This is a genomic window from Psychrobacter arcticus 273-4, assembly GCF_000012305.1.
GTDB classification, from domain to species: domain Bacteria; phylum Pseudomonadota; class Gammaproteobacteria; order Pseudomonadales; family Moraxellaceae; genus Psychrobacter; species Psychrobacter arcticus.
Genome location: NC_007204.1, coordinates 191,989 through 216,210, shown reverse-complemented (window position 1 = coordinate 216,210; position 24,222 = coordinate 191,989). Strand labels below are relative to the sequence as shown.

Genomic DNA, 24,222 nt, shown 5'->3' with positions numbered 1-24,222 from the left:
TTAATCCTTGTAACCTGATATAAAACGTGGACAATAGCAACCTGATATCAATCGCTGCAAATGACATCATCCAATCTCTATTTTTTATATGAAAACAGGCTTTATGAGTCTTATTTTCCCTTTTTTAAATCAGGAACCACCGACCATGGACAATTACCGCACTGCCTCGCAACACCCTCATTATGATGTCATTATCATTGGTGCTGGTGCGTCAGGGTTATATTGCGCGCTGACAGCCGGTCGCCGTGGTCGCCGCGTACTGGTGCTAGACCATGCCAATAAAGCCGGCAAAAAAATCCTCATGTCTGGCGGTGGGCGCTGTAACTTTACCAATTATTTTGTTGCGCCTGAACATTTTATCGGTAGTAATCCGCATTTTTGTAAATCAGCGCTCAGTCGCTACCCGAGTTGGGAATTCATCGGTATGGTTGAGCAGCATAAAATACCCTACCATGAGCGCGAACACGGGCAGCTATTTTGTGATGATTCGGCACAAGATATATTGACTATGCTCCTTGATGAGTGTGCCGCGGTAGGCGTACAGGTCAGACTGAACACCCAAATTGATAGCGTGCAAGCAATCGAAAACGATAAGAAAGCACGGTTTCAATTATCAACAACCAAAGCACTCAGCAAAAAAGACAAACAAGAGCAAAAAGATATGGCAAATCAAACCAATCTGCCGCAAACAGGCTATCGCTGTGAATCACTAGTGGTGGCAACGGGCGGCTTGTCTATTCCAACCATGGGTGCTAGTGGTTTAGGCTATGCATTAGCACAGCAATTTAATCATACGCTTATACAAACTGATGCCAGTCTTGTACCTTTTACCTTTACCGATAAAATCGGCGAGCTGATTCGCGCACTTGCTGGTATTAGTATCCCTGTGATTGCCAGTAATGAGCGTATCTCCTTTAAGCTGCCGCTATTATTTACCCATCGCGGACTCTCCGGCCCCTCCATGCTACAGCTTTCAAACTATTGGCATATTGGCGAAACCATCAGCATCAATTTGCTCCCCGATATCGATATGACCGCGCTATTACTTGCGCATAAAAAGTCTCATCCAAGACAGCTCATCCGTACGGTATTGGCGGATTATACCGATAGCGGCGATGATAGTAACAAGCTGCCCAAAAAACTGTTGGTAGCGTTACAGACCCACCTGTGGGACGACATCAAGCAGACTGAGCTTGCCAATATTAAAGATGAGCGCTTGATAGAGCTGGGTGAAACCCTTAATGGCTGGCAGCTTAAACCCTCTGGCACCGAAGGCTATCGTACTGCTGAGGTCACACGTGGCGGGATAAAAACCGCTGAAGTGTCCTCGAAAACCATGCAGAGTAATTATCAAGATGGACTGTATTTTATCGGTGAAGTGTTGGATGTCACAGGCTGGCTTGGCGGTTATAACTTCCAATGGGCGTGGGCAAGTGGCTTTGTCTGCGGCGAAGTTGTCTGATGCCAAATGATTTTTCTAACATTTAAACGCCACTTATAGTTGAAATACTTTAAAGTCGCTACCGTATTGCTGGTGTAAATTTTTTGCAGCCTCTGTCTGCGTAGGCACAGCAAGCCAGAAAAATTTGCACCAGTAGTAGGTGTTGTATCGATATTACTTTTCACCGACTATAGTATGAGAAAAACACCAATGACATCATCAAAAGAGCCACCTTGCTAATCATAGCAAGGTGGCTCTTTTATTGACCGTCAAACCATTATGCTTGGTTTAAAAACGGATAATCGGTGTAACCTTCTGTCCCGCCACCATAAAAGCTCTGCGGATGCTGCTCATTGAGCGGTGCGCCTTCGCGAATACGCTCAGCCAAATCAGGGTTGGCAATATAGTCACGACCAAAAGCAACCGCATCGATATAGCCATCTTTGATATTTGTCTCCGCTTTTTCAGCGGTATAACCACCAGCGGCAATAATCATCTGTCCAAATGCTTCACGAACGCGCTGACGGAATTCAGTACTATATGGCGTACCACCGGCCCAATCAGGCTCAGAAAGATGTAGATACATCAGACCGCGCTGATTAATCTGCTCAATCAGCCAAATATTTTCGTCTTCATTGTAGCCCGCTTCCACATTATTAAACGTACCAAGTGGTGAAATACGAATGCCGACATGGTCAGCGTCCCATGCATCGACACAAGCATCAATCACAGCCAGCATCAAGCGCGCGCGGTTCTCACGGCTACCGCCGTATTCATCAGTGCGCTGATTGGTATGCTCAACCCAAAACTGATGCAACAGATAACCATGAGCACCATGAATCTCTACGCCATCAAAGCCCGCTTCTTTGGCATTTTTGGTCGCAAGACCAAAGTCAGCAATAACTTGCTGTATTTCCTCAAGCGTGGCTGGTCGTGGCGTTGTCGCATCAACGCGAATCGCTTGGTTGTTGCTGTCGCGCAGTGACGTACGTACCCCCACATTAACATCGGAAGCTGAAATAGGCGCTTTGCCATCAGGTTGCACGCTTTCGTGTGCAACCAAACCCGTGTGCCAGAGCTGTACCACGATTTTGCAGCCTTTTGCATGGACATTATCAACGATGGTTTTCCATGCGGTCATCTGCTCTTCAGTATGGATACCAGGCGCGCCCGCATAACCTTTTGCTTGAAAAGACACCTGGGTCGCTTCAGCAATGATCAGTCCAGCGCCGCTACGCTGCGCATAATACTCACTCGCTAGAGCAGTGGGAACATCACCCGGCTCGACAGAGCGCAGGCGCGTCAAAGGCGCCATAATAATGCGATTTTTTAGAGTTTGGGTGCCCATTTTTACGGGTTCAAATAAGTTGTCGTGTGCCATAAAAAGCCTTGTTTGCTGTTATAAAAATACGGTTATAGAATTTATTAATCATGAATAATTCGCACTTAATTTTATGTCTCAATAACCTATTAAGTACTCTATTCATAAGCCGTATTCTTTATAGGGCATAGATATAGCAATTCCAAGTAAAACTTACAAACAAAAACACCAACACCCCTATATTTTCAATCTTTTAAAAGTGAGCTATGCTGCAGAAACCGTAGAGATAAACTGGGTAAACTAACGACTCGATGATGAGTTTACCATGACTAAGAAAAAGCAGAGCTATAGTACGGAATTCAAAGCAGAGGAGCGAGAGATATTAAAAAAGGCGGTAAGAGATATCTCCCCCACCGCTCAATACAACGTTGATTCTAATAACTTTAAATACTCGCTGCAACCTCAGCACCATCACGAATCGCACGTTTGGCATCGAGCTCAGCCGCCAACTTTGCACCGCCGATGAGATGGTATTGCGCGTCTGGGGCATCACCGACATTTGGCATTAGCTCGACGACTGATTCTTGACCGGCACAGACCACGACACTATCGACCCGTAGCAGCTGGCTTTGACCTTGATTATTGGTGATCCAGATACCTTCATTGGTGATTTTATCGTACTGAGCACCTGATACTTGGATAACGCCGTGTGATTTGACATGCGCGCGATGTACCCAGCCCGACGTTTTATTGAGACCACTGCCCAAGCGACCTTTAGTACGCTGTATCAAATACACTTGGCGAACAGGGGTAATGTCGCCAGTCTTGATGAGACCACCCTCTGTTTGATAATCGGTAGCAGAGGTGACGCCCCACTCTTCACGCCACTCTTCGATAGACTGGGCTTTCGGACGGTAGCTTGAATCTTTTAATAACTCAGGGTCTAGCTCATCAAGCGGCTGACCATGTTTGGCAGTGAGATATTCACTGACGTCAAAGCCGATACCACCAGCACCGATGACAGCAACGGTTGCGCCGACTGATTTTTCACCAGAGAGCAATTCAGCATAGCTCATCACTTGCGGCAAATCAGCGCCTTCTAACTTGCCTGCTAGGCTTCTAGGTACAACACCGGTTGCAACGATGACATGATGGAACTTGGCTTTTTCCAGCATGGCTTTATCGACTTTGGTATTGAGTTTAATCTCAACGCCTAAGTGCTCAAGCTCATTGATGTAGTAGCGAATGGTCTCAAAGAACTCTTCTTTACCAGGGATCACTTTGGCATAGTTAAACTGCCCGCCTAAGATATCTTTTGCTTCAAATAAGGTCACCTCATGACCACGTAGCGCGGCGACGTGCGCCGCTGACATACCGGCAACACCGCCACCGATGACGGCGACTTTTCTAGGTTTCTTGGTTTTCTTATAAACCAATTCCGTCTCATAGCAGGCTTGCGGATTAACCAGACATGTTGAGCGTTTATTGTCAAAAGTATGGTCAAGGCAGGCTTGGTTACAAGCGATACAAGTATTGATACGATCGGCTTGACCGTCTTTGGCTTTATTCACCCAATGCGCATCAGCTAAGAAAGGACGCGCCATTTGAATCAAATCTGCTTGGCCACTAGCCACAATTTCTTCTGCGGTTTCTGGCATATTGATACGGTTGGCGGCCATCATTGGGATGCTGATGTGCTTTTTAATCTCAGCAGTGAAATCAACAAAGGCAGCACGCGGTACGCTGGTTACAATCGTCGGCACACGCGCTTCATGCCAACCGATACCGGTATTCATAATGGTGACGCCGGCTTCTTCTAGCGCTTTGGCAACAATGATGACTTCATCCATGACGTTGCCGTCTTTGACCAAATCGATAACCGATAGACGGAATAACATAATAAAATCTTCACCGGCAGCCTCGCGTACGGCTTTGACCACGTCGACTGCTAGCTTCATGCGTCCTTGGATATCACCGCCATATTCGTCCGTACGTTTATTGACGTGACGCGATAAAAACTGATTGAGCAAATAGCCTTCTGAGCCCATGATTTCGACACCATCATAACCTGCCTGTTTGGCGAGTTTTGCAGAACGAGCATAATCCTTTACTGTCTGCTCAATGTTTTTGATGCTCATCTTACGCGGTTTAAAAGGCGAGATTGGCGATTTAATAGGGCTTGATGAGACAACAAAAGGGTGATAACCATAGCGACCACTATGCAAGATTTGCATGATAATTTTGCTGTCATACTTATGCACGGCACGAGTGACACGCTGATGATTGAGGACGTCAGCGCGCGTATTCATCGTACCACTAGCAGGTAGCAACCAACCTTCACGATTGGGCGAGATACCGCCCGTGATCATCATCGCCACGCCGCCCTTGGCACGTTCTGCAAAATACGCCGCCAGTTTACCGTAGTTATAAAAACGGTCTTCAAGTCCCGTATGCATCGAGCCCATTACCAGACGGTTTTTTAACGTAGTAAAGCCCAAATCGAGCGGCTCAAATAAATGCGGGTAGTGTTCGTTCAAGCTGGCAGTGTCAATCGAATTGGCAGTATGGCTGGCGGTCATATCATTTTCCTTATGAATGGTTTATGGAAATATTTTGTAGCAATGCTTTGTAAGGATTCTTATGCTATGGTATTTAGCGTTACGGCTATCGTACCACACCGCCATTATCGTCAGCTATGTAGACAAGCGACTAATGAGTGAACACTAATTAATCGCAGCGCTGAATGATTCTGTCTAATAGTGAGGATTTTTGCAGATAGTTAAACAAACTCCACAAAATCTGTCTAAATTTTTCTGGCGACTGTCTATAATAATCAGACCCTGATACAGTCGATTGGCGACAGCAAAGTACCATTACTGCGTCATCGACTATAAAACATACGATAAAGGACTATCCCCATGACCGACTTTCACACAGGTCTCGGCAAAAATGCTGCTAACCATCAACCGCTTACCCCTATTGACTTCATCATTCGTAGCGCTCAGGTCTATCCTGACAGAACGGCTATCATCTATGACGACCTAGAACATAATAATCTCACGCAAACGTGGCAACAGACTTACGATCGTTGCAGACAACTGGCTGATGGTCTACGTAAATTGGGTGTTGATAAAAATGACACGGTTGCGGTCATGATGCCGAATACGCCAGCAATGGTCGAATGTGCCTTTGGGGTGCCCATGTCAGGTGGCGTGCTATGTACGTTAAACACTCGTCTCGATATCAATGCGCTCAGCTTTTGCTTACAACACTCAGAAGCCAAAGTATTGATTTTAGACAGCGAGTTTGCTGAGCATGCTGAGATGATCGACGAAACGTTTCCCAACCTTATCGTTATTCATGCGACAGATGCAGCGGTCGATATCGAGCGTTTTGGACAAATGAGTTATGAAGAATTAATCGCCAGCGCTGATAGTTTGGATAATTGGGAAAAACCAACAGATGAATGGGATGCAATTGCTCTGAACTATACGTCTGGCACCACTGGTAAGCCCAAAGGTGTGGTTTATCATCACCGCGGTGCGACACTTAATGCCGTGTCCAATATTTTAGATTGGGATATGCCAAAGCACCCAATGTATCTATGGACGCTGCCATTATTTCATTGTAATGGTTGGTGTTTTCCTTGGACGATCGCTGAGCGAGCTGGTGTCAACGTCTGCTTGCGCAAGATTGACGCTGATTTGATTTTGCAGCTGATTGCCAAACATAAAGTCTCACATTATTGCTCAGCGCCTGTGGTGCATAATATGATTGCCGGTGGCAAGCCTGAATACAAAGAAGCCATCAATCATGAAGTTAAGGGCTGGGTCGCTGGTGCGCCGCCGTCTGAAACCATGCTGGCAGCCATGGAAGCCATGGGCTTTCATATCTCTCATGTTTATGGTCTCACCGAAGTTTACGGACCTGTCACCATCTGCGCTGAGCAACAAGAATGGGCTACGCTTGATGTCGCTGGGCGCGCGCAGAAAAAATCACGTCAAGGCGTGACCTCACATTTGATGAGCGGATTTGAGCTGTTTAAACAAGGTACCACTGAACCGGTTGCCGCTGATGGTAAAGAAATGGGCGAGCTGGCACTGCGCGGCAATATGGTGATGAAAGGTTATCTAAAAAGCCGTAAGGCCACCGAAGAAGCCTTTACTGATGGTTGGTTCCGCACCGGTGATTTGGGTGTTAAATATCCTGACGGCTATATCAAAATCATGGACAGGCTTAAAGACATCATCATCTCAGGTGGCGAAAACATCTCTAGTATCGAAGTCGAAAACGTCCTATATAAAATGCCAGAAATCCAAAGCTGTGCTGTAGTCGCTGCGCCGCATGATAAATGGGGTGAAGTACCGGTGGCATTTATCGAGATTCATGCTGGCAGCACTTTACAGCGCGATAATGTGATGGCGCATTGTAAACAGCACCTTGCTAGTTTTAAAATGCCTAAATATATTATTTTTGCTGAAATCCCAAAGACCAGCACCGGTAAGGTACAAAAGTTTGAACTGCGCCAAGCGGCCAAATCCTTGGCACACGAAACGCCTAAAGTAACGGCAAGTGCCAAGTAGGCTTTTATAGTTTGAATCATCATTCATAAAAAAGGGTCAGCCTAACGAATGTCAGCTGACCTTTTTCATATTTAGCTTAAGATAGTTTAAGCCTACTATTTATCCATTAAGTTTCGGCTCGAGCCATTGATAAATTAGCATCCCAATGATCATCGCTGGGATAAAGACATAAGCCTGCCACTGTCCCGTGCCAAGTAGCACGATTCCAGGTCCTGGGCAAATACCCACCAAACCCCAACCGATACCGAACAACATCGCGCCGATTAACAGCTTCTTATTGATGACTGTTTTGCTTGGCATATCGATTGACGTGCCAATCCAACTGGTCTGTTGACGCTTGGCCAATTGTACACCGACAATCGCCACCACTAGACCACCACCCATCACCAGTGCCAGAGAAATATCCCATGCACCAAATACGTCCAAAAAGCCTTGTACTTTAACAGGATCGGTCATACCTGATATCAACAGTCCGAAGCCGAATAACAACCCTGCCAGTAACCCAATTATATTTTTTAGCATTATTGTGTCTCGCTATTATCTTATATTCATCATATTAAATGCGGTTTTTGCCGTCTATTTACTCACTGTCTACTAGCTATACTGCCAATCATTTACAGCAGCCCTAGTACATGTCGACCGATATAAACCGTCACAATACCAAAAAACATAAAGGTCACCGTCGCCGCCATCGAACGTGGCGATAGTCGTGCATTACCACAAATGCCATGTCCGCTGGTACAGCCTGAACCCATACGTGTACCAAAACCAACCAATAGCCCTGCCCCGATTAATAAAGGTAACGAGGTACTGATTTCGACATCAGGTAGCGGTCTAACCAAACTATATAATAATGGCGAGATAATCAGACCTGCAATAAATAATACCTGCCACATCTCTACGCGCTTTGGTTTGAGCAGGCTTGAAAAAATACCACTGATACCCGCAATACGACCAACACCTAACAGCAGGATAACAGTCGCAACTCCTAGTATTAAACCGCCTACTAAGGAGATTGGCGTAAATGCCTGCCAGTCTATTTGTATACTCATAATATTTACCTAAGCCAATTTTTATCAAAAACAGATTTATGTAGTGGATTCAATTTAAGAACAATATCGTATAAACGACTCTTTTTTATTTAGACCAGAATCTATATCAATTTACTTAATTACATTATATTATAAAATATAGTGAAAGGGTAAAAAAATACTGAACTTCGCATCATTCGAGGTTCAGTATTTTTATATGATTACTCATTGCTTAATAAAGCATGAGTCATTCAAATTATTTTGCTAACACTTCATCAAGTGCTTTTTCAAAACGCTCTACCGTACCGTCGATGTCTGTCAATTTATCCAAACCAAATAGACCTAAACGGAAAGTTTTGAAGTTATCAGGCTCACCCACTTTTAGCGGTACACCAGCAGCGATTTGCAATCCGGCTTCAGCGAAAGCACTACCTTTATGCATGTCATCACGCTCAGTGTAAGACACCACAACACCTGGCGCTTCAAAACCTTCAGCTGCAACGCTTTCAATACCTTTATCTGTCAGAACCTTACGGACACGGTTGCCAAGCTCCCATTGTGCGTCACGCAATATATCAAAGCCAATCTCTTTTGCCTCTAAGATAGCATCGCGGAATTGACGTAAGCTATCGGTTGGCATGGTTGCATGATACGCATGACCACCGTTTTCATACGCACGCATGATGGTTAACCATTGCTTTAGATCAAGACTAAAGCAGTTGGATTCAGTGCTCTCTACTTTTTTGATGGCAGCGGCGCTCAGCATAACCAGACCTGCACATGGCGTGCTACTCCAGCCTTTTTGCGGTGCACTAATAAGCACATCGATGCCCAATTCTTTCATATCTAACCACACACAACCTGAAGCAATACAGTCAATGACCAATAAACCGCCAACGCTATGTACTGCTTCACTCAATGCTTTGATGTATTCTTCTGATAAGATAATACCAGATGACGTTTCAACGTGCGGCGCATAAACAATGGCAGATTTATCTTCTTTAATTTTGGCAACCGCCGTTTCGATATCCACTGGCGCAAATGGTTTTGGCGCTTCAGTGTCTTCCGTACGCTCAGCCGTTAGTACCGTAGATGACTTGGCAAATTTGCCTTTTTCTAAGATTTGCGTCCAACGATAGCTAAACCAACCGTTACGGATGATGAGGCAATCTTCATCAATGGTCAGTTGACGGGCGACTGCTTCCATACCATACGTGCCAGAACCTGGAATAATAACCGCTGCTTCAGCGTTATAAACGGTCTTTAAATTGCTCAGCAAATCATTCATCACCTCTTGAAAGGCTTTTGACATATGATTGAGGGCGCGGTCGGTATAAACTACTGAATATTCTAATAAGCCGTTTGGATCAATATCTTGACGTAATGCAGTCATGTGACGCTCCTGTCTGTTGTAATATTTTTTAAGTATGAGTAATAATTGAGAATATGACGCAGGGTGGACGATATAGTACTTTATCCTAGCGCTATTGCCGTTGACGCTGGTATCTTTTACGTCGTTGATGTCATCAAATAGTAAGTAAAACCGCGTAGGATATACGCACCATTATTGTTGCTACGCGGTGGTAGGCTGATAACAATGGTCATTGAAATCTATTAAATAGATGAAAGTTAAATAGTATATAGTATATAGACGCTGATATTGTAACAAATACCGCTTGAGTATCCTAAAAATATTCCCTATTTTTCAATCAAGCATCATCACTTAATATCGTCATAACAGCCCGATATTAGCACTGATAATGCAGGTTGACAATGCTATTGTTTGCGTTAAAGTCATACTGATATAATTTATGATTTCTGATAAACACAAGGCGACTATCAGTGATGTCGATGGGCGTCTTGTAGACCTGATACGACAAAGTCGAGTAATTCATTGTCACCTTCGCGCGCCGCTTTACGCATGAGCTTGGAGGGCGCGTGGGTCAAGTTTTGCGTTAAGCGCCGCGTCAGCTCAATCATGATATCTTCAGGGTTAGCATTATCGCCTTGCAGCTTGGCAATAGACTCCTGCAATAGTTTGTCTACCTGCTCATGGGTACGCGACCGATACTGCTGGATATCCTTGCCTACTTGGCGCACTTGAAAACGGCGATCCATCTCAACCACCAATTGACTGACCAACAGCTCCGCATCGACGGCTGCTTGGCGGCGTTGTTCGATATTACCGGCTATCACATGCTGCAAATCATCGACAGAGTATAGATAGACATCGTCTATACGGCTAACGGTTGAATCAATATCACGCGGCACCGCCAAGTCAATCATCAGCATCGGCTGATAGCGACGGCTTTTTAATGCCCGCAGCGTCATAGTTTTATCAATCAATATGTCCATGCTACCGCTACAGCTGCTCACAATATCGGCTTCTGCCAATACTTGTGGCAGCTCTTGCAGCGTTCTGACTTCGATCTGGCGCTTGGGATTACGCAGCTCAGCGGCTAAAGCTTCTGCACGCTCAGGATTACGGTTACAAATAATAATGCGCCCGACCCCAAGACCTGCGATATGCATCGCTACCAAACGATTCATCTCGCCAGCGGCTACCACCAATAGCGTGCGACTTGGCAAATCATCAAAGATTTGCGTCACCAGTTTGGCAGCAGCATAGCTAAGTGATACGGCTTGTGCACCCACTTGCGTCTCATTACGTACACGTTTTGCCGCTGCAAATACCTGATCAACAATCCAGCCTAGCTGATTGCTAAGCGCTTTTTGGTCTTGCGCCAGATGCACAGCACGCTTGATTTGCCCAAGTATTTGCGGCTCACCCAATATCATAGAGTCAAGACCTGCAGCGACCCGTAGCCAATGGGTTAAAGCGTGCATATCACGATGGACATATAAATAAGGGTCAATCTCGTCCAGTGACAACTGCTTAAAATCTGCAAGCCAAGTTTTAATTTTTAGGATGTGAGCGCTGATGATAGTCGATGATATGTTGGTGCTACTGTTAAGCGAAATACTAGACTCTACAACGGATAAGGCTGAGCTTGCTAACAATGTGTTCGGTGATAATATGCTTTCTGGGACTAACGCATAAATCTCTGTGCGGTTGCAAGTGGAGACTATCACACTACCGTCGCTAAAGCCTTGTAGCTGCGCAAGTGCGATATTGACATCGTCACCGACAAGCGCCAAGCGCTCTCGTAGAGCGACTGGTGCAGTTTTGTGATTGACCCCAATGACCACTAATCTCATTATTGACAGACCATAAATATAATATTCACTCGCCAACCAAACACCTTTAGCGGTTTTTAAAAAGGTTAAAAAGCGCTTATTATATCATTATTGATAGCTTTATTTAACACTCACCTCCATAAGCCAGCACTTTATCTGTATCTGGGCACAGTGCCTACAAATCAACTGCTATTACTGGCTTAACATTCAAACACTTGCATATAGGTTTACTTAAAGCTAACAATATTAGCCTTAATTTCGGGTTCTACTAAAAGAATTTGCCCCATTGCTGATGCTTGAGTAACACGGCTGCTATTGTATATCCCCTCATGCTACTCTTATAATGTTTGACATCATTATTCGTCACAGATATCTGTTTTTAAAATGATTATAATAAACCCAATCTTCTATGCTGCAAGTCCTTTTATGGGTATAGAAACAAGGTCAGAATAGGTAAATACTGCACGCTATGGTCTTTTTTAGGTCCTCATTTAACCGACAATCTATGCATAACGCTCAATCTAGCCTTCGAGCTTTATTGCACGCCCTAATTGAGCGGCTATGCCAACGTTATAAGCTAGCGTTTTCGTTGGCGGTTTGTTTGTGCCTAGGATTCCCTGCCCATGCCATTGTTTCACCAAACATAGCTTTACCCAAAATCTCTTCTACTAGCACCAGTAGTAACGCCACCGTTACCACAACCATTAACGCCTCTCATAACCTCATTAACGGTCACACACCGGTGACTGAAAGCATGGTTAATAAGAATTCGATAACTGATACTTCCATAATCGAAATTACGCCGTCATCTGACTTTAATGAACCAAGCAATGAACCAAGCTTATATGCCTTATTAGATGCAGAATTTTCCGCAAATCGTGATGATACAGAGCGTGCGCTGATTATCTATAAGCAGCAATCGTTTAAACAAGATGCCACAGCCGTATTTGAAAGAGCGCTAAGCTTATCGTTACGTAATGACAGGGTCGAAGAATCTTTACAATTTGCCAAAGCATGGCAAGATGAAAACCCAGATCACGTGCCCGCTTGGTTTTATGTCGCTCATTTGGCACTGCGGGCGCATGATTATGATTTGGCGGGTGAGACTCTAAACCGTATCTTGAGCTATGATCCTCGCGCCGACCTTAGTGAAATTCTGATTGGCATTTATCCAAACAGCGATGATGATAAGCGCGAATTACTCAGCGCCTTGCAACCTATCGCCAGTGAAAAAAACGCTTCGCTGTCAGTATTAAAAGCTGGTTTGCTTTACCAATTTAATGAACCTGAGATTGCCATCATCCATATCAATCATGCGCTTGAGCAGCAGCCGGATTATGTGCCTTTTATTACTTTAAAAGCAGATATCTTGCGCAAAATTGAAACACCAAAGGCAGTCCTTGATCATCTCAGCCAAGCGCACCTACGTAATGCTAATAGCAAGAACCTATACTTGTATGAGATTCGCTATTTGCTTGACTTAAAACAAAATGAGCAAGCATGGCAACTGTTGCTAGATGCTCATCAGCGTTTTGCAGATGATGCTGAGATTACCTTGTTAGCGGCGCTGGTCAGCTTAGATATCGAAAAATACGCTAGCGCTGACCAGCTGCTTAACACGCTTGCAAAAAACTCCGCTTATCTAGATCAATCTCATTACTATCTGGGCATCAGTGCCGAGCGGCAGCAGAACTTTGAGCAAGCCAAATACTATCTCAATGCCGTTATGCAAGAGGATTTAGTATTGGAAGCTCGACGAAAAGTGGTCGCATTAGACTTACTCAACGATGATGTCGATGCCGCTATCGCTACTTTAGAAAAAATGCGTAGAGACTTTAGCGTATTTGCCCCCGATAGCTTTGTGCTACAAGCCGATATCTTATGGCAGCAGAATGAATCTGCAGAAGCTTTACTCCTGTTAACTAAAGCTGCTCGTAAATACCCTAATAATGAGATGCTGCTTTTTGCACGCGCCCAACTCCTTGATGATAAAGAGGACTATATCGTAAAGCGTACCTTACTCAATCATTTGCAAGCGCTTGACCCTACCAATCCTGCTTACCAGCTGAGTTATGCCCAATTACTGCTAGCCAATGAGCGTGGTTCTGAGCAAGGATTGGCATTAGCAACGGCTATTATACAAATACGCTATGATGACCCTCGTTACGACAATGAGCGGCATCTACAAGCCCTCAATGTGCTGGCAAGCAATGCGTTAGCCAACGAAAATTATCAACAAATTATCGACTATTTGCAAAGCCCTTACGATGTGCTTCCTACTTTACGCTCAGGGACATTGCTGTTACGCGCTTATCAAGGCTTGGGTGACAATGAAAAAGTCGACGCTTTACTCGCCGACTTGCAGCAGCGCTTCTCATTTGGGCAACACAATATCAATGACCGTATACAATTGTATTAATCTACTTATTATTGAACCCTATCATTACAAGCCACTTATAAGAAGCTAACAGCCACGCATAACTGAGTAACAAATAAGATTTAAGCTAACCTATTTTCGAAACAACCATTTTGCAAATTTGCCCATTTTTGAGGAAACGTCATGTCAACCCTACTATCTTCTTATAAACCTAATAAATTAGCCCTATTCACTGCTATGACGGCATCAGTCGCCATCTTGTCAGGGTGTCAGTCATTAAAAACCGGCAATACCCCCAACCAGCCGACTGGCATCATTCAAGGTCAAAATACTGAGCAACCAAAGAAACTTGAGAGCTTTAACATTATAGGCAAGATTGGCGTTACAACGGCTGCTAGCGATACAACAGGCGCTCAAAGCGGTAGTGCATTTTATGCATGGGGTCAACAGAATGACCGCTTTGCCATTGAGCTTATCGGTGCGCTAGGCATTGGCAAAACCAATATCGAATACAATGGTCAATCAGCGACATTGGTGAGCGAAAAAACGGGCACATTAACCGCTACTGACCCTGAAACGCTGCTCAAAAAAGCCACTGGCTGGCAAGCACCCATCTCACAAATGCCCTACTGGATTTCTGGTCGCTCAGCGCCATCAGATAGCACACCGCAGCTTGATGCCCAAAATCGTTTAATCAGCTCAGTCAATGGTGAATGGCAAGCCAGCTTCAGCTATAAAGGCAATGATAAACTACCAAATAAAATCAGCGCTGTGCAGGCGCAAGGCAATAAAGTGGTTATGACCGTTAATCATCAAAAGTAATAGCACCTAGTAAGTTTGATTGATATATAAAAGCGGCTACCTAAAAATTGTGACCATCATTTATGACTAAGAACGCTCCTACTGCATCAGTTATCACGCGCTTATCACCGGCAAAAATTAATTTATTTTTGCATATTACGGGTAAGCGTGCTGATGGTTATCATAATTTGCAAACTGTGTTTCGTCTGCTCGACTGGGGCGATTATCTGCATTTTTCGGTAGCGAATAAGCCAATGGCTACTATTGATAGCGCAGTAGATAATAGCGCAGTAGATATTAATAGCCTGTGTGGTCAGCTACTAACGTTAGATGGTGCAGAAGCTATAACTAGCAGCATAGAGGACAATTTAATCTTTAAAGCGGCTCGCACCCTACTGGCAGCTGCCATAGACTCAAGTAAGCTGCCTGAGCACCTACCCAAAGTATTAGTGACGTTAGATAAGCACTTACCAATGGGCGCAGGCTTGGGCGGCGGCTCATCTAATGCGGCGACAACATTACTTGTGCTTAATGAGATTTGGCAGCTTAATTTTAATCAAGAGACGCTTATAAAAATTGGTGCAAAAATTGGCGCAGATGTGCCGATATTTATCTTTGGTCAAGATGCTATTGCGACGGGCATTGGTGAGCAATTGACAGCCATTGATTTGCCCGACCAGCAATATTTAGTATTGACGCCTAATGCTCACGTTAATACTGCCAAGCTTTTCGCGCACCCTAAGCTACCGCGAGATATCACCCTGCTATCAATTGAGACGATTAAAAACCAATACGATAATTATGTGCAAACTCTTATTGCGCCCTACCACAATGTCTTTACGCCCGTAGTCACAAGCCTCGCTCCCGCCGTTGACGAAGGACTACGTTATTTACAAGGGCTAGAAAAAATAGCGTTGGGTACAGCACGAATGACTGGCTCTGGTAGCACGGTATTTTTGCCATTGGATGCGAGTGTTACTGATGATAAGTTGCTTTTGTCAAAGTGGATTGAAGAGGCGCCTTGTACAGCGTATGTAGTGAGAAGTTTGTGAGTTTAAATGGCTTATGATGTCAGCGTTAACGACTCTAAAATTAAGCAAAATGCTAAGTTTTTTACCTCTCCTTTTATAATGGACCTTTATAGTCGGTGAAGCGTAAAAATAGCATTATTATAAATACAGCCTATAGATTTTTATTGACCTAATATCAGTTTTATTTTTAACCTATTTCGAATAAAAACCATAAAAAGGCGCAAATGACTTGCAAAAGCTGAATATTTATTTATAATAGGTCGCCTCAATAGGGGTATAGCCAAGTTGGTAAGGCATCAGGTTTTGATCCTGACATCCGTTGGTTCGAGTCCAGCTACCCCTACCATTTTTAAGCTTAAAGCATTTGATGTGTACTTATTATAAGCCGTTTATAGATAGCCGCTTATCTTATTGACATTGACAATGTTATCCCAGTCTCGGTATAGTTCGCAATGAACACCGTTAGGGAAAAGTTGTTTATTAGACGGTTTTTCCGTTTATAAGATAACGAACAGGTCGTGACGCTATTCTAACAATGACTTTTAAAAAAGTTGCTTTTAGATATCGACGTACACAGCCTAGACATTACAGGGGTATAGCCAAGTTGGTAAGGCATCAGGTTTTGATCCTGACATCCGTTGGTTCGAGTCCAGCTACCCCTACCATTTTTTACTGTAATAGTAGTCATCAATAATTTTCACCACTCTTTTCTTAATTTGAGCAGTTTGACACTGCTTAGCGGTCGCTGCTTGAGTCAATCAATAGGACTTCTGTCATGCCTTATTTAGCGATTTTTACGGGTAATGCCCACCCTGAATTAGCAAAAACCGTAGCCGATCATCTCCATATACCTCTTGGTAAAGCTGACATCACGCGTTTTTCTGATGGCGAAATTGCCGTAGAAATCAAAGAACACGTGCGCGGTAAAGACGTGTTTATTATGCAGCCTACTTGCGCACCGACTAATGACAATTTGATGGAAATCATGATGATGGCCGATGCCTTGCGTCGCTCTAGTGCTGGTCGTATCACAGCTGTCATGCCTTATTTTGGTTATGCTCGTCAAGACCGTCGTCCTCGTTCAGCTCGTGTGCCTATTTCTGCCAAAGTCGTCGCTGACATGTTGAACATCGTTAGTATCGATCGCGTGATGACTGTTGATTTGCACTCAGATCAGATTCAAGGTTTCTTTGATATCCCAGTCGATAATATCTACGGCACGCCTGTATTACTTAATGACCTACAAAAACAAAATTATGACAATATCATGGTTGTCTCGCCTGACGTCGGCGGTGTGGTTCGTGCACGCGCGATGGCTAAGCAGTTGGGCGATACCGACATGGCGATTATTGATAAACGTCGTGCCCGTGCCAATGAGTCACAAGTGATGCACATCATCGGTGACGTCCGTGACCGTGATTGCGTCATCGTTGATGACATGGTCGACACCGCAGGCACACTATGTAAAGCTGCCGAAGCACTCAAAGCAAACGGCGCACGCCGTGTGGTGGCTTATATCACTCACCCTGTGTTATCTGGTAATGCGTTAAAGAACATCAGTGAATCGGAATTGGATGAGATTGTGGTTACTGATACGATTCCATTGTCTGACGCAGCCAAAGCTTGTAGCAAAATTCGTCAAGTCAGCATTGCGCCAATGCTTGCTGAAAGCTTACGCCGTATTAATAACGAAGAATCTATCAGCGCGATGTTTGACGCTTAAGATTTTTTGTCAATTAAACAGGAAGCGCCAAGTTTCATTACTTGGCGCTTTTTTTGCTTAATAGTTTTGCGCTGTTGTTTTTATAGTAATTTTGCACAGCGATTTTGCGTAGGTCTTTATTATTATTACATAATCACGTATAATGCGCGCCTGTGCTGACCGTTTTTCTAATTTAAGACCGTTGGCATTATTACAAGTGCTGATCACGCTTAGAGTGATGATTTTTACGATAACTTATATCATAAAAACCATTATGTTGAGCAAATGGCTAAATTTAATCGTTGTGCTTTTTATCAAGCATCATAAATATTAGCTATCATCACGTATTAGTGGATTGGTCGCAAATCCACTTTTTTATGACCAGACACTTCATTATTTTTTTATAGGATTACATCCATGACTATTAATCATTTTGCATTAAACGCAGTTGATCGTTCTGCTGAAGTTCAAGGTAAAGGTGCGAGCCGCCGCCTACGTAAGCAGAACCTAGTTCCTGCTATTATCTATGGTGGTGGTGAGCAGCCAATAGCTATCTCTATCAAAATCAATGAGCTAGTAAAATCACTTGAATTCGAAGCTTTCTTCTCACACATTTTGACTTTGAATGTAGACGGTGAAGAGCATCAAGTGGTTATCAAAGATCTACAACGCCATCCAGCTAAAGGCTTCCCAATGCATGCTGACTTTCAGCGCGTTGTAAAAGGTCAAAAAATCAACATGAATGTTCCTGTTCATTTCTCTGGTCGTGAAGAAGCGCCTGGTACTAAAGCTGGTGGTATTCTATCAACGTTAGTAACTGACATCGAAATCGTTTGCATACCATCACAGTTACCTGAATATCTAGAAATAGATGTATCTGGTATGGAAATTGGTGATTTGTTCCGTCTATCAGATATCAAACTGCCTGAAGGCGTTATCATCTTTGATCTTGACATGGAAGATGCACACGACCGTACGATCGTGAACATGCAGCCACCAACGGTTCAAGAAGTTGACAAAGTTGCTGAAATTGATGCTTCTGACGTACCTGCTACTGAGCAAGGTACTGATGGCAACAAAGACGGCAAATAATAAACAACCTCTATGTAGCGACCTATCGTCTGCTATGTAATACAAGGTTCGTTTAGTCAAAAAAAATAGCAGGTGATGAATATCTCCTGCTGTTTTTGTAAGTAAGGTTTGAGAAATCAGATGTGTGCGATTCATTGAATGGCACTATTATCACAGACCTTACCACTCATTTATTATAGTCAAGCAGGGTGTTTTTATGGCCATAAAGCTTATTGTCGGTCTTGGTAATCCGGGTCAGGAGTATATGTTTACGCGCCATAATGCAGGATTTTGGTTCGTCCATCATTTGGCTCAGCAGTTTAATATCGCCCTCGCCCCCGACAAAAAATTCCACGGTGTCACAGGACGCGGGCAAATTCATGGCTCTGATGTGCGTCTGTTGATGCCGCTGACCTTTATGAATAAGTCAGGTCAGTCGGTTGTGCCCATGGTTAAATTTTATGGCATTGACAATGACGAGCTGTTAATCGCTCATGATGAGCTTGATATTCCCGCTGGCAGCATCAAACTCAAAACCGATGGTGGTCATGGCGGTCATAATGGTCTGCGTGACATCACCCCGCATATTGGCAACGACTTCCATCGTCTGCGTGTGGGCATTGGTCATCCGGGTCACAAATCTAAAGTCAGTGGACATGTTCTCTCAAAAGCTGCGCCAGATGAGCAAATTGCCATTGATAGTGCATTATCTGCCGCTTTTGAAGCCTTACCATTATTATTAGATGGTGATATTGAAAAGGCACGTTCGCAAATTAATGGCTTTAAATTACCTGAATAAATGGTGTTTCAATTATAACAGCCTTTTATTTTAGCAAGTTAATCTCCATTAACGTTTTGATTTAACTCATTTATATCCGTTACGCTAAGGAAGCAACCTATGCTACTTAATATGCTCAAGTGCAAATTACATCGCGCCCGTGTTACTCATGCTGAGCTACACTACGAAGGCTCATGCGGTATTGATGGTGATTTATTAGATCTTGCCGGTCTGCGTGAAAACGAATCTATCGACATCTATAATGTCACCAATGGCAAACGCTTTCGCACCTACGCTATCCGCGCTGAAGCTGGCTCTGGTATTATCTCACTAAACGGTGCAGCGGCTCATATGGCTGATTTAGGTGATATCGTTATCATCTGTGCTTACGCGCATTTTGACGAAGTCGAAGCTTCAACATATCAGCCAAGACTGGTCTATTGCAACGAAGACAATACGGTTAAAGACACAGCGAATATTATCCCTGTGCAAGTAGCTTAATCGTCATATCTATCACGGTATTCGCTACCCTGTGTTTTACCGTATATTGATTATTAGTTAATAAAAAAGCTGAATCCTATTTGGATTCAGCTTTTTTATGTTTTAAGTATAGTCGGTGAAAAGTAATATCGATACAACACGTACTACTGGTGCAAATTTTTCTTGCTTGCTGTGCCTACGCAGACAGAGGCTGCAAAAAATTTACACCAGTAGTACTGTAGCGACTTTAAAGTATTTCAACTATAGTTAGCGACTCTTTTTACGATTTCTAAAGCCACGCCACAAGCCTTCATGTTCGACTTTTGGCATTTTCAAAGTAATGGTATTCGATATCATATCTTGCACTGCTAAGCCGCGACGATTAAATAAGCAGAATGCATAGTTAAATATCAGTCCCAAAAATGCGCTGGTTAGTAATATAGCGCGTGAGCCGCCGATTAAGCTGCCAATAATGCCAAATAGTAATGGCATCAAAGACGCTGCAAAAATACGTTTAAAGGATTGTCCCCATGTGAGCAAATAACCGTTGTTATTGACGGTTTTAAGGCGCCAAGTCTGCATCCCTAGGGTTTGCCCACCACGACGCCAAAACAGCCCGTAGAACCCTACTAGCGTCAGTATAAATGATGGTGTCATGATAAAGTTCTGATACCATGTTGGCAACGACTGGGCTTGTGAAGATTGCGAACCCGTTTCCATCGTAAGTAGCGTCCCAATCACCGTTAGCACAGTTCCTACCAAGAACAACAATGCTAAAATCAACATGCCATCATAGAGAATTGCTACGACACGAGCCATTGGTTTAGCAATCGTTGGCTCTTCGATCTCAGAGTTTTGATGCGCTGACATTTTGGATACTGAGTTTGATGACTGTGCTTTAGCAGCAGATTTAGACGGGCGTTTAGATAAACTCTTTGACATAGTACCAGCTCATAGCAAGCAGTGAATAATGGCTCTATTGTACCGTAATTCAGGCGCTTATCGTACATTATCCTAAGATGCTAGCTAGTCATACGATAAGTCATATAAGGAGGATGTCAAACAAAAACTGCAGACATAAAAAAACCGCCAAATTGTCATAAGACAGGCGATTGATTTAGTAAAAATTGATGATGTAAAATGGTGCGCTTGGAGAGATTCGAACTCCCGACCCCTTAGTTCGTAGCCAAGTGCTCTATCCAACTGAGCTACAAGCGCGTACTTTACACATCATTTACTACGCGGTAAATAACTTTGTAGTAAATTAGGTTGGTAATTATATAGATTATATTGCCAGTGTCAAGACTTTTTAATAATTAAAATATAATATATTTATTTTAAATATTAAACGAGTTCAACAACTTTAAATTGCATCACAACTCTAATAATAAACCGAATATAATGGCGGTGAAGGAGGGATTCGAACCCTCGATACGCTTACACGTATGGTTCCTTAGCAGGGAACTGGTTTCAGCCACTCACCCACTTCACCGAACGATATAAAACGCTTATCAAAATATTTTTTAACAAAAAAACACTTCTTTAAACACAGTATCGATGCTAACGATACGTCTTATGCCGTGGGCGAGTATTATAGCAAAGCCAAAAATAATTGCAAGCATTCTCTGAGCTTTTAATCATACTTTTTGCATAATAATGAATTTAACGGTCTTTATGGCTTTTTTGGCAGCGGATGGCTATAGTATTTATTACTTATTATAAAAGATATCAAAGGATGTGTTATGCGACCAGTCGTATTGTGCTTTTCAGGCTTAGATCCCTCCGGTGGGGCAGGATTGCAAGCGGATATTGAAGCCATCGGGCAAGCAGGCGCTCATGCTGCTATCGCCTGTACCGCGATTACCGTACAAAGCTCACAGCAGGTCATTGGCTTTGAAGCATGTGCAGCAGATTTAGTAAGAGATCAAGCGGTAGCAGTGCTCGATGATTTGCCTGTTAACGTTATCAAGTCAGGCATGCTCGGCACTACCGACAATATTGCTATGCTAACCCAGTTATTTGCTGATGAGACTATCCCTGAGGGGACACTTTTTGTTTTAGATCCGGTATTGGTTGCCAATAGCGGTGACAGTTTGGGTGATGAGCAGACGCTGGTCACCGCATTTAGACGGTTGCTACCCTATGCCACCTTAATTACCCCTAATACCCATGAGCTACGCGCCTTGAGTGCTGAACAAGACTTACATATAGGGGCGCAAAAATTATGCGCACAAGGAACCTATGCCGTGTTGGTCAAAACTTCACATGATTTTGATAGCGGTGATATTGAGCAGTATTTATACATAGAAGGTGAAATGGTATATAAAAGTACCTTGCCGCGCCTAGATGGTGAGTTTCATGGCTCTGGCTGCTCGCTAGCCAGTTTTATCGCGGGACGCTTGGCAATGGGTGATGCGCTTATCGATGCGGTTAAGGCAGCGGATAGCTGGATTACCAAAACCTTGCGTGCTGCTGACGTGCCTCACCCTGAGGATTCTAAAGCGCAATTGATACCCAATCGCTTTGTCCGCTTTTAATATAGTCGGTGAAAACTAATATCGATACAACACGTACTGCTGGTGCAAATTTTTCTTGCTTGCTGTGCCTACGCAGACAGAGGCTGCAAAAAATTTACACCAGCAATACGGTAGCGACTTTAAAGTATTTCAACTATATTTAGATTTATATAAAAGACCAACATACAAAAAGGCGCTCTATATTTAATAGAGCGCCTTTTTACTTGAATATTTTATCACATAGTAAACATTCTTAATCTTATCGCGTTTAGCTTATCCTAACATCGGCATAAAGCTCGAGGCCAAACCACCGATAAAAATCTCAAGTAGATAAAAGGCAAAAAAGGCAATCATTGGTGATAAATCAATCATCCCTAAGTTTGGCGTAATACGACGAAATGGCGCTAAAATTGGCTCAGCTAAATTGATAATGATACCAATAATAGGATGCTCAGATCTGGTAAACACCACAATCCAGCTCACGATGATAGAGCCGATTACCAAGTAGCGACACATGCGCAAAAAATCTAAAACTAAGCTGATGGTACCGGTAAAAAATAACGGTACTGGCGCTATACCTTTATGTGTCAAAGCGGCTTTGCCAGCAATATCAATCAGGCGAATTAAAAACATCAGCACGATGGCAGCAATGCTGATACGACCTTGTGCGACGGTTGGGAAAATACGACCGAAAACATCGACGATATGGGTCGCTTTATAAGCAGGCGCAATCATAGGATTGCTAGCATCCATACCGGCAAACTGCAGCATAAAACGAATAAACACCAACATCATGGCGAAGGTGGTGACCAAGTCAAAAATTTGCAATAACATGTTGTTCATGAAGCGCTACTCAATGTGACATTATTAACAGGTTTTAGGGTGACGAATGTCATTATCAGGCATTTATTCTTACAAATCAGAGGCAGTATTTTTACAAAATCCTGCCTCTGATATAGAGATGACTATTTACTCATCTCTTCGCTTAGGGCTTGGCTGCGGTCATAGCATGCTTGCATGGCTTCACTAATTTGACGACCAATATCATTGGCTTGCATTGATTCAATCGCGGCTTGGGTAGTACCATTTGGTGAAGTCACTTTACGACGTAGCTCAGCGGGCGCATCTTCGCTGCCCATTGCCATTTTTGCCGCACCTAGCATGGTTTGCATTGCCAGTGCTGACGCTTGCTCTTTATCCAATCCTAGAGCTACTGCCCCATCAACCATAGCTTCAATAATGTAAAACATATAAGCGGGCGCTGAACCTGATACTGCGGTAACTGCATGCATGTGCGCTTCGTCCTCGACCCACATCACAAGCCCTGATGCTTCCATAACCGCAGTTGCCAATTGTTTTTGCTCAGCAGAGATGTCATCAGTACCATAAAGACCAGTGGCACCCATCTGAATCATCGCAGGCGTATTTGGCATCGCACGCACAATATTACGATAGCCGCCAAGCATGCTAGATAAAACATCGGTCGATAAGCCTGCAGCTACCGAAATCACCAACTGCTTATCCAAGACATCAGCGAAGGCACTGACCACCGCTTTCATCACTTGCGGCTTGACTGCCAGCACCACAATATCAGCATCAATAACCGCTGCTTTGGCATCCGTCATTGGGTCAACAGTATTCAATCCTTTAGCAGCTAATTGCTCACGTGCCTCGCTACTTGGATCAGAGACAGTAATGAGATTGGGCTTGATACCACAGCTCACCATGCCGCTAATTAAAGCCTGCGCCATATTTCCGCCACCGATAAAGCTGATTTTCTTATTATCCAATACTGACATACATGTCTCCTACTGACCAAATTTAAAGGTATTCAAACTAACATAATGATAATTAAAATGACACTCAGTTTACCATACTGCTACTAGCACCGT

At 43.6% G+C, this 24,222-nt stretch carries 19 protein-coding genes and 4 tRNA genes; 12 read left to right on the top strand and 11 right to left on the bottom strand.

The features are described 5' to 3' along the window. Nucleotides 1-145: 145 nt before the first annotated feature. The gene (locus tag PSYC_RS00945; protein ID WP_011279495.1) at nucleotides 146-1,462 is read left to right on the top strand and encodes an NAD(P)/FAD-dependent oxidoreductase; all 1,317 of its coding nucleotides are present in this window, start codon (nucleotides 146-148) and stop codon (nucleotides 1,460-1,462) included. Nucleotides 1,463-1,718: 256 nt separating this feature from the next. Here PSYC_RS00945 and PSYC_RS00940 read toward each other — a convergent pair whose 3' ends face one another. Together PSYC_RS00940 and PSYC_RS00935 are read right to left on the bottom strand one after the other, a co-directional pair. Then, nucleotides 1,719-2,822, bottom strand: a complete 1,104-nt coding sequence (locus PSYC_RS00940; RefSeq protein WP_011279494.1) for an alkene reductase — start codon at nucleotides 2,820-2,822, stop codon at nucleotides 1,719-1,721. A 383-nt stretch (nucleotides 2,823-3,205) separates the two neighbouring features. Beyond that, nucleotides 3,206-5,341: an NADPH-dependent 2,4-dienoyl-CoA reductase gene (locus PSYC_RS00935; RefSeq protein WP_011279493.1), complete on the bottom strand. Its 2,136-nt coding sequence runs from the start codon at nucleotides 5,339-5,341 to the stop codon at nucleotides 3,206-3,208. 339 nt (nucleotides 5,342-5,680) lie between these two features. Between PSYC_RS00935 and PSYC_RS00930 the strand changes: the two genes are divergently transcribed. Beyond that, nucleotides 5,681-7,345, top strand: a complete 1,665-nt coding sequence (locus tag PSYC_RS00930) for an AMP-binding protein (RefSeq protein ID WP_011279492.1) — start codon at nucleotides 5,681-5,683, stop codon at nucleotides 7,343-7,345. 99 nt (nucleotides 7,346-7,444) lie between these two features. Here PSYC_RS00930 and PSYC_RS00925 read toward each other — a convergent pair whose 3' ends face one another. From PSYC_RS00925 to hemA, 4 genes are all read right to left on the bottom strand, one after another. Next, entirely contained in the window at nucleotides 7,445-7,867 is a 423-nt protein-coding gene (locus PSYC_RS00925; RefSeq protein ID WP_011279491.1) for a DUF6691 family protein, read from the bottom strand. Between the two features lie 92 nt (nucleotides 7,868-7,959). Beyond that, entirely contained in the window at nucleotides 7,960-8,397 is a 438-nt protein-coding gene (locus PSYC_RS00920; RefSeq protein ID WP_011279490.1) for a YeeE/YedE family protein, read from the bottom strand. A 235-nt stretch (nucleotides 8,398-8,632) separates the two neighbouring features. Next, nucleotides 8,633-9,769: an aminotransferase class V-fold PLP-dependent enzyme gene (locus tag PSYC_RS00915; protein WP_011279489.1), complete on the bottom strand. Its 1,137-nt coding sequence runs from the start codon at nucleotides 9,767-9,769 to the stop codon at nucleotides 8,633-8,635. Nucleotides 9,770-10,215: 446 nt separating this feature from the next. Then, nucleotides 10,216-11,595: a glutamyl-tRNA reductase gene (gene hemA / locus PSYC_RS00910; RefSeq protein WP_011279488.1), complete on the bottom strand. Its 1,380-nt coding sequence runs from the start codon at nucleotides 11,593-11,595 to the stop codon at nucleotides 10,216-10,218. A 484-nt stretch (nucleotides 11,596-12,079) separates the two neighbouring features. Between hemA and PSYC_RS00905 the strand changes: the two genes are divergently transcribed. The 9 genes from PSYC_RS00905 (at nucleotide 12,080) to panD (ending at nucleotide 19,835) form a co-directional block, all read left to right on the top strand. Next, a complete protein-coding gene (locus PSYC_RS00905; protein WP_227500339.1) occupies nucleotides 12,080-13,993 on the top strand; it encodes a tetratricopeptide repeat protein in 1,914 nt (637 codons plus the stop codon). Between the two features lie 141 nt (nucleotides 13,994-14,134). Then, nucleotides 14,135-14,773, top strand: coding sequence for a lipoprotein insertase outer membrane protein LolB (gene lolB, locus PSYC_RS00900; protein ID WP_011279486.1), 639 nt, complete (start codon nucleotides 14,135-14,137; stop codon nucleotides 14,771-14,773). Between the two features lie 62 nt (nucleotides 14,774-14,835). Next, nucleotides 14,836-15,804 carry a 4-(cytidine 5'-diphospho)-2-C-methyl-D-erythritol kinase gene (gene ispE / locus PSYC_RS00895; protein WP_011279485.1) on the top strand — a complete coding sequence of 323 codons (969 nt, stop codon included), beginning with the start codon at nucleotides 14,836-14,838 and terminating at the stop codon, nucleotides 15,802-15,804. Nucleotides 15,805-16,053: 249 nt separating this feature from the next. Next, nucleotides 16,054-16,129: transfer RNA gene (locus tag PSYC_RS00890), tRNA-Gln, on the top strand. A gap of 243 nt (nucleotides 16,130-16,372) precedes the next feature. Next, nucleotides 16,373-16,448 (top strand) — tRNA-Gln (locus PSYC_RS00885). A gap of 110 nt (nucleotides 16,449-16,558) precedes the next feature. Beyond that, nucleotides 16,559-17,506, top strand: coding sequence for a ribose-phosphate pyrophosphokinase (locus tag PSYC_RS00880; protein WP_011279484.1), 948 nt, complete (start codon nucleotides 16,559-16,561; stop codon nucleotides 17,504-17,506). 396 nt (nucleotides 17,507-17,902) lie between these two features. Next, nucleotides 17,903-18,577, top strand: coding sequence for a 50S ribosomal protein L25/general stress protein Ctc (locus PSYC_RS00875; RefSeq protein WP_011279483.1), 675 nt, complete (start codon nucleotides 17,903-17,905; stop codon nucleotides 18,575-18,577). A gap of 196 nt (nucleotides 18,578-18,773) precedes the next feature. Beyond that, nucleotides 18,774-19,355 (top strand): aminoacyl-tRNA hydrolase, encoded by a 582-nt coding sequence (pth, locus tag PSYC_RS00870; protein WP_011279482.1) that lies wholly within the window; start codon nucleotides 18,774-18,776, stop codon nucleotides 19,353-19,355. A 99-nt stretch (nucleotides 19,356-19,454) separates the two neighbouring features. Next, a complete protein-coding gene (panD, locus tag PSYC_RS00865) occupies nucleotides 19,455-19,835 on the top strand; it encodes an aspartate 1-decarboxylase (RefSeq protein WP_011279481.1) in 381 nt (126 codons plus the stop codon). Nucleotides 19,836-20,081: 246 nt separating this feature from the next. Here the strand turns inward: panD and PSYC_RS00860 are convergent, their stop codons facing one another. From PSYC_RS00860 to PSYC_RS00850, 3 genes are all read right to left on the bottom strand, one after another. Continuing rightward, nucleotides 20,082-20,756 (bottom strand): RDD family protein, encoded by a 675-nt coding sequence (locus PSYC_RS00860; RefSeq protein WP_011279480.1) that lies wholly within the window; start codon nucleotides 20,754-20,756, stop codon nucleotides 20,082-20,084. A 199-nt stretch (nucleotides 20,757-20,955) separates the two neighbouring features. Further along, nucleotides 20,956-21,032: transfer RNA gene (locus PSYC_RS00855), tRNA-Arg, on the bottom strand. 184 nt (nucleotides 21,033-21,216) lie between these two features. Beyond that, a tRNA-Ser gene (locus PSYC_RS00850) sits at nucleotides 21,217-21,306 on the bottom strand. 250 nt (nucleotides 21,307-21,556) lie between these two features. Between PSYC_RS00850 and PSYC_RS00845 the strand changes: the two genes are divergently transcribed. Beyond that, nucleotides 21,557-22,351: a hydroxymethylpyrimidine/phosphomethylpyrimidine kinase gene (locus PSYC_RS00845; RefSeq protein ID WP_011279479.1), complete on the top strand. Its 795-nt coding sequence runs from the start codon at nucleotides 21,557-21,559 to the stop codon at nucleotides 22,349-22,351. Nucleotides 22,352-22,603: 252 nt separating this feature from the next. Here the strand turns inward: PSYC_RS00845 and PSYC_RS00840 are convergent, their stop codons facing one another. Then, on the bottom strand, nucleotides 22,604-23,173 hold the full coding sequence (locus tag PSYC_RS00840; protein WP_011279478.1) for a YggT family protein: 570 nt from the start codon (nucleotides 23,171-23,173) through the stop codon (nucleotides 22,604-22,606). A gap of 122 nt (nucleotides 23,174-23,295) precedes the next feature. Further along, complete coding sequence (proC, locus tag PSYC_RS00835) at nucleotides 23,296-24,129, bottom strand: pyrroline-5-carboxylate reductase (protein WP_011279477.1); 834 nt, start codon at nucleotides 24,127-24,129, stop codon at nucleotides 23,296-23,298. Nucleotides 24,130-24,222 lie beyond the last annotated feature (93 nt).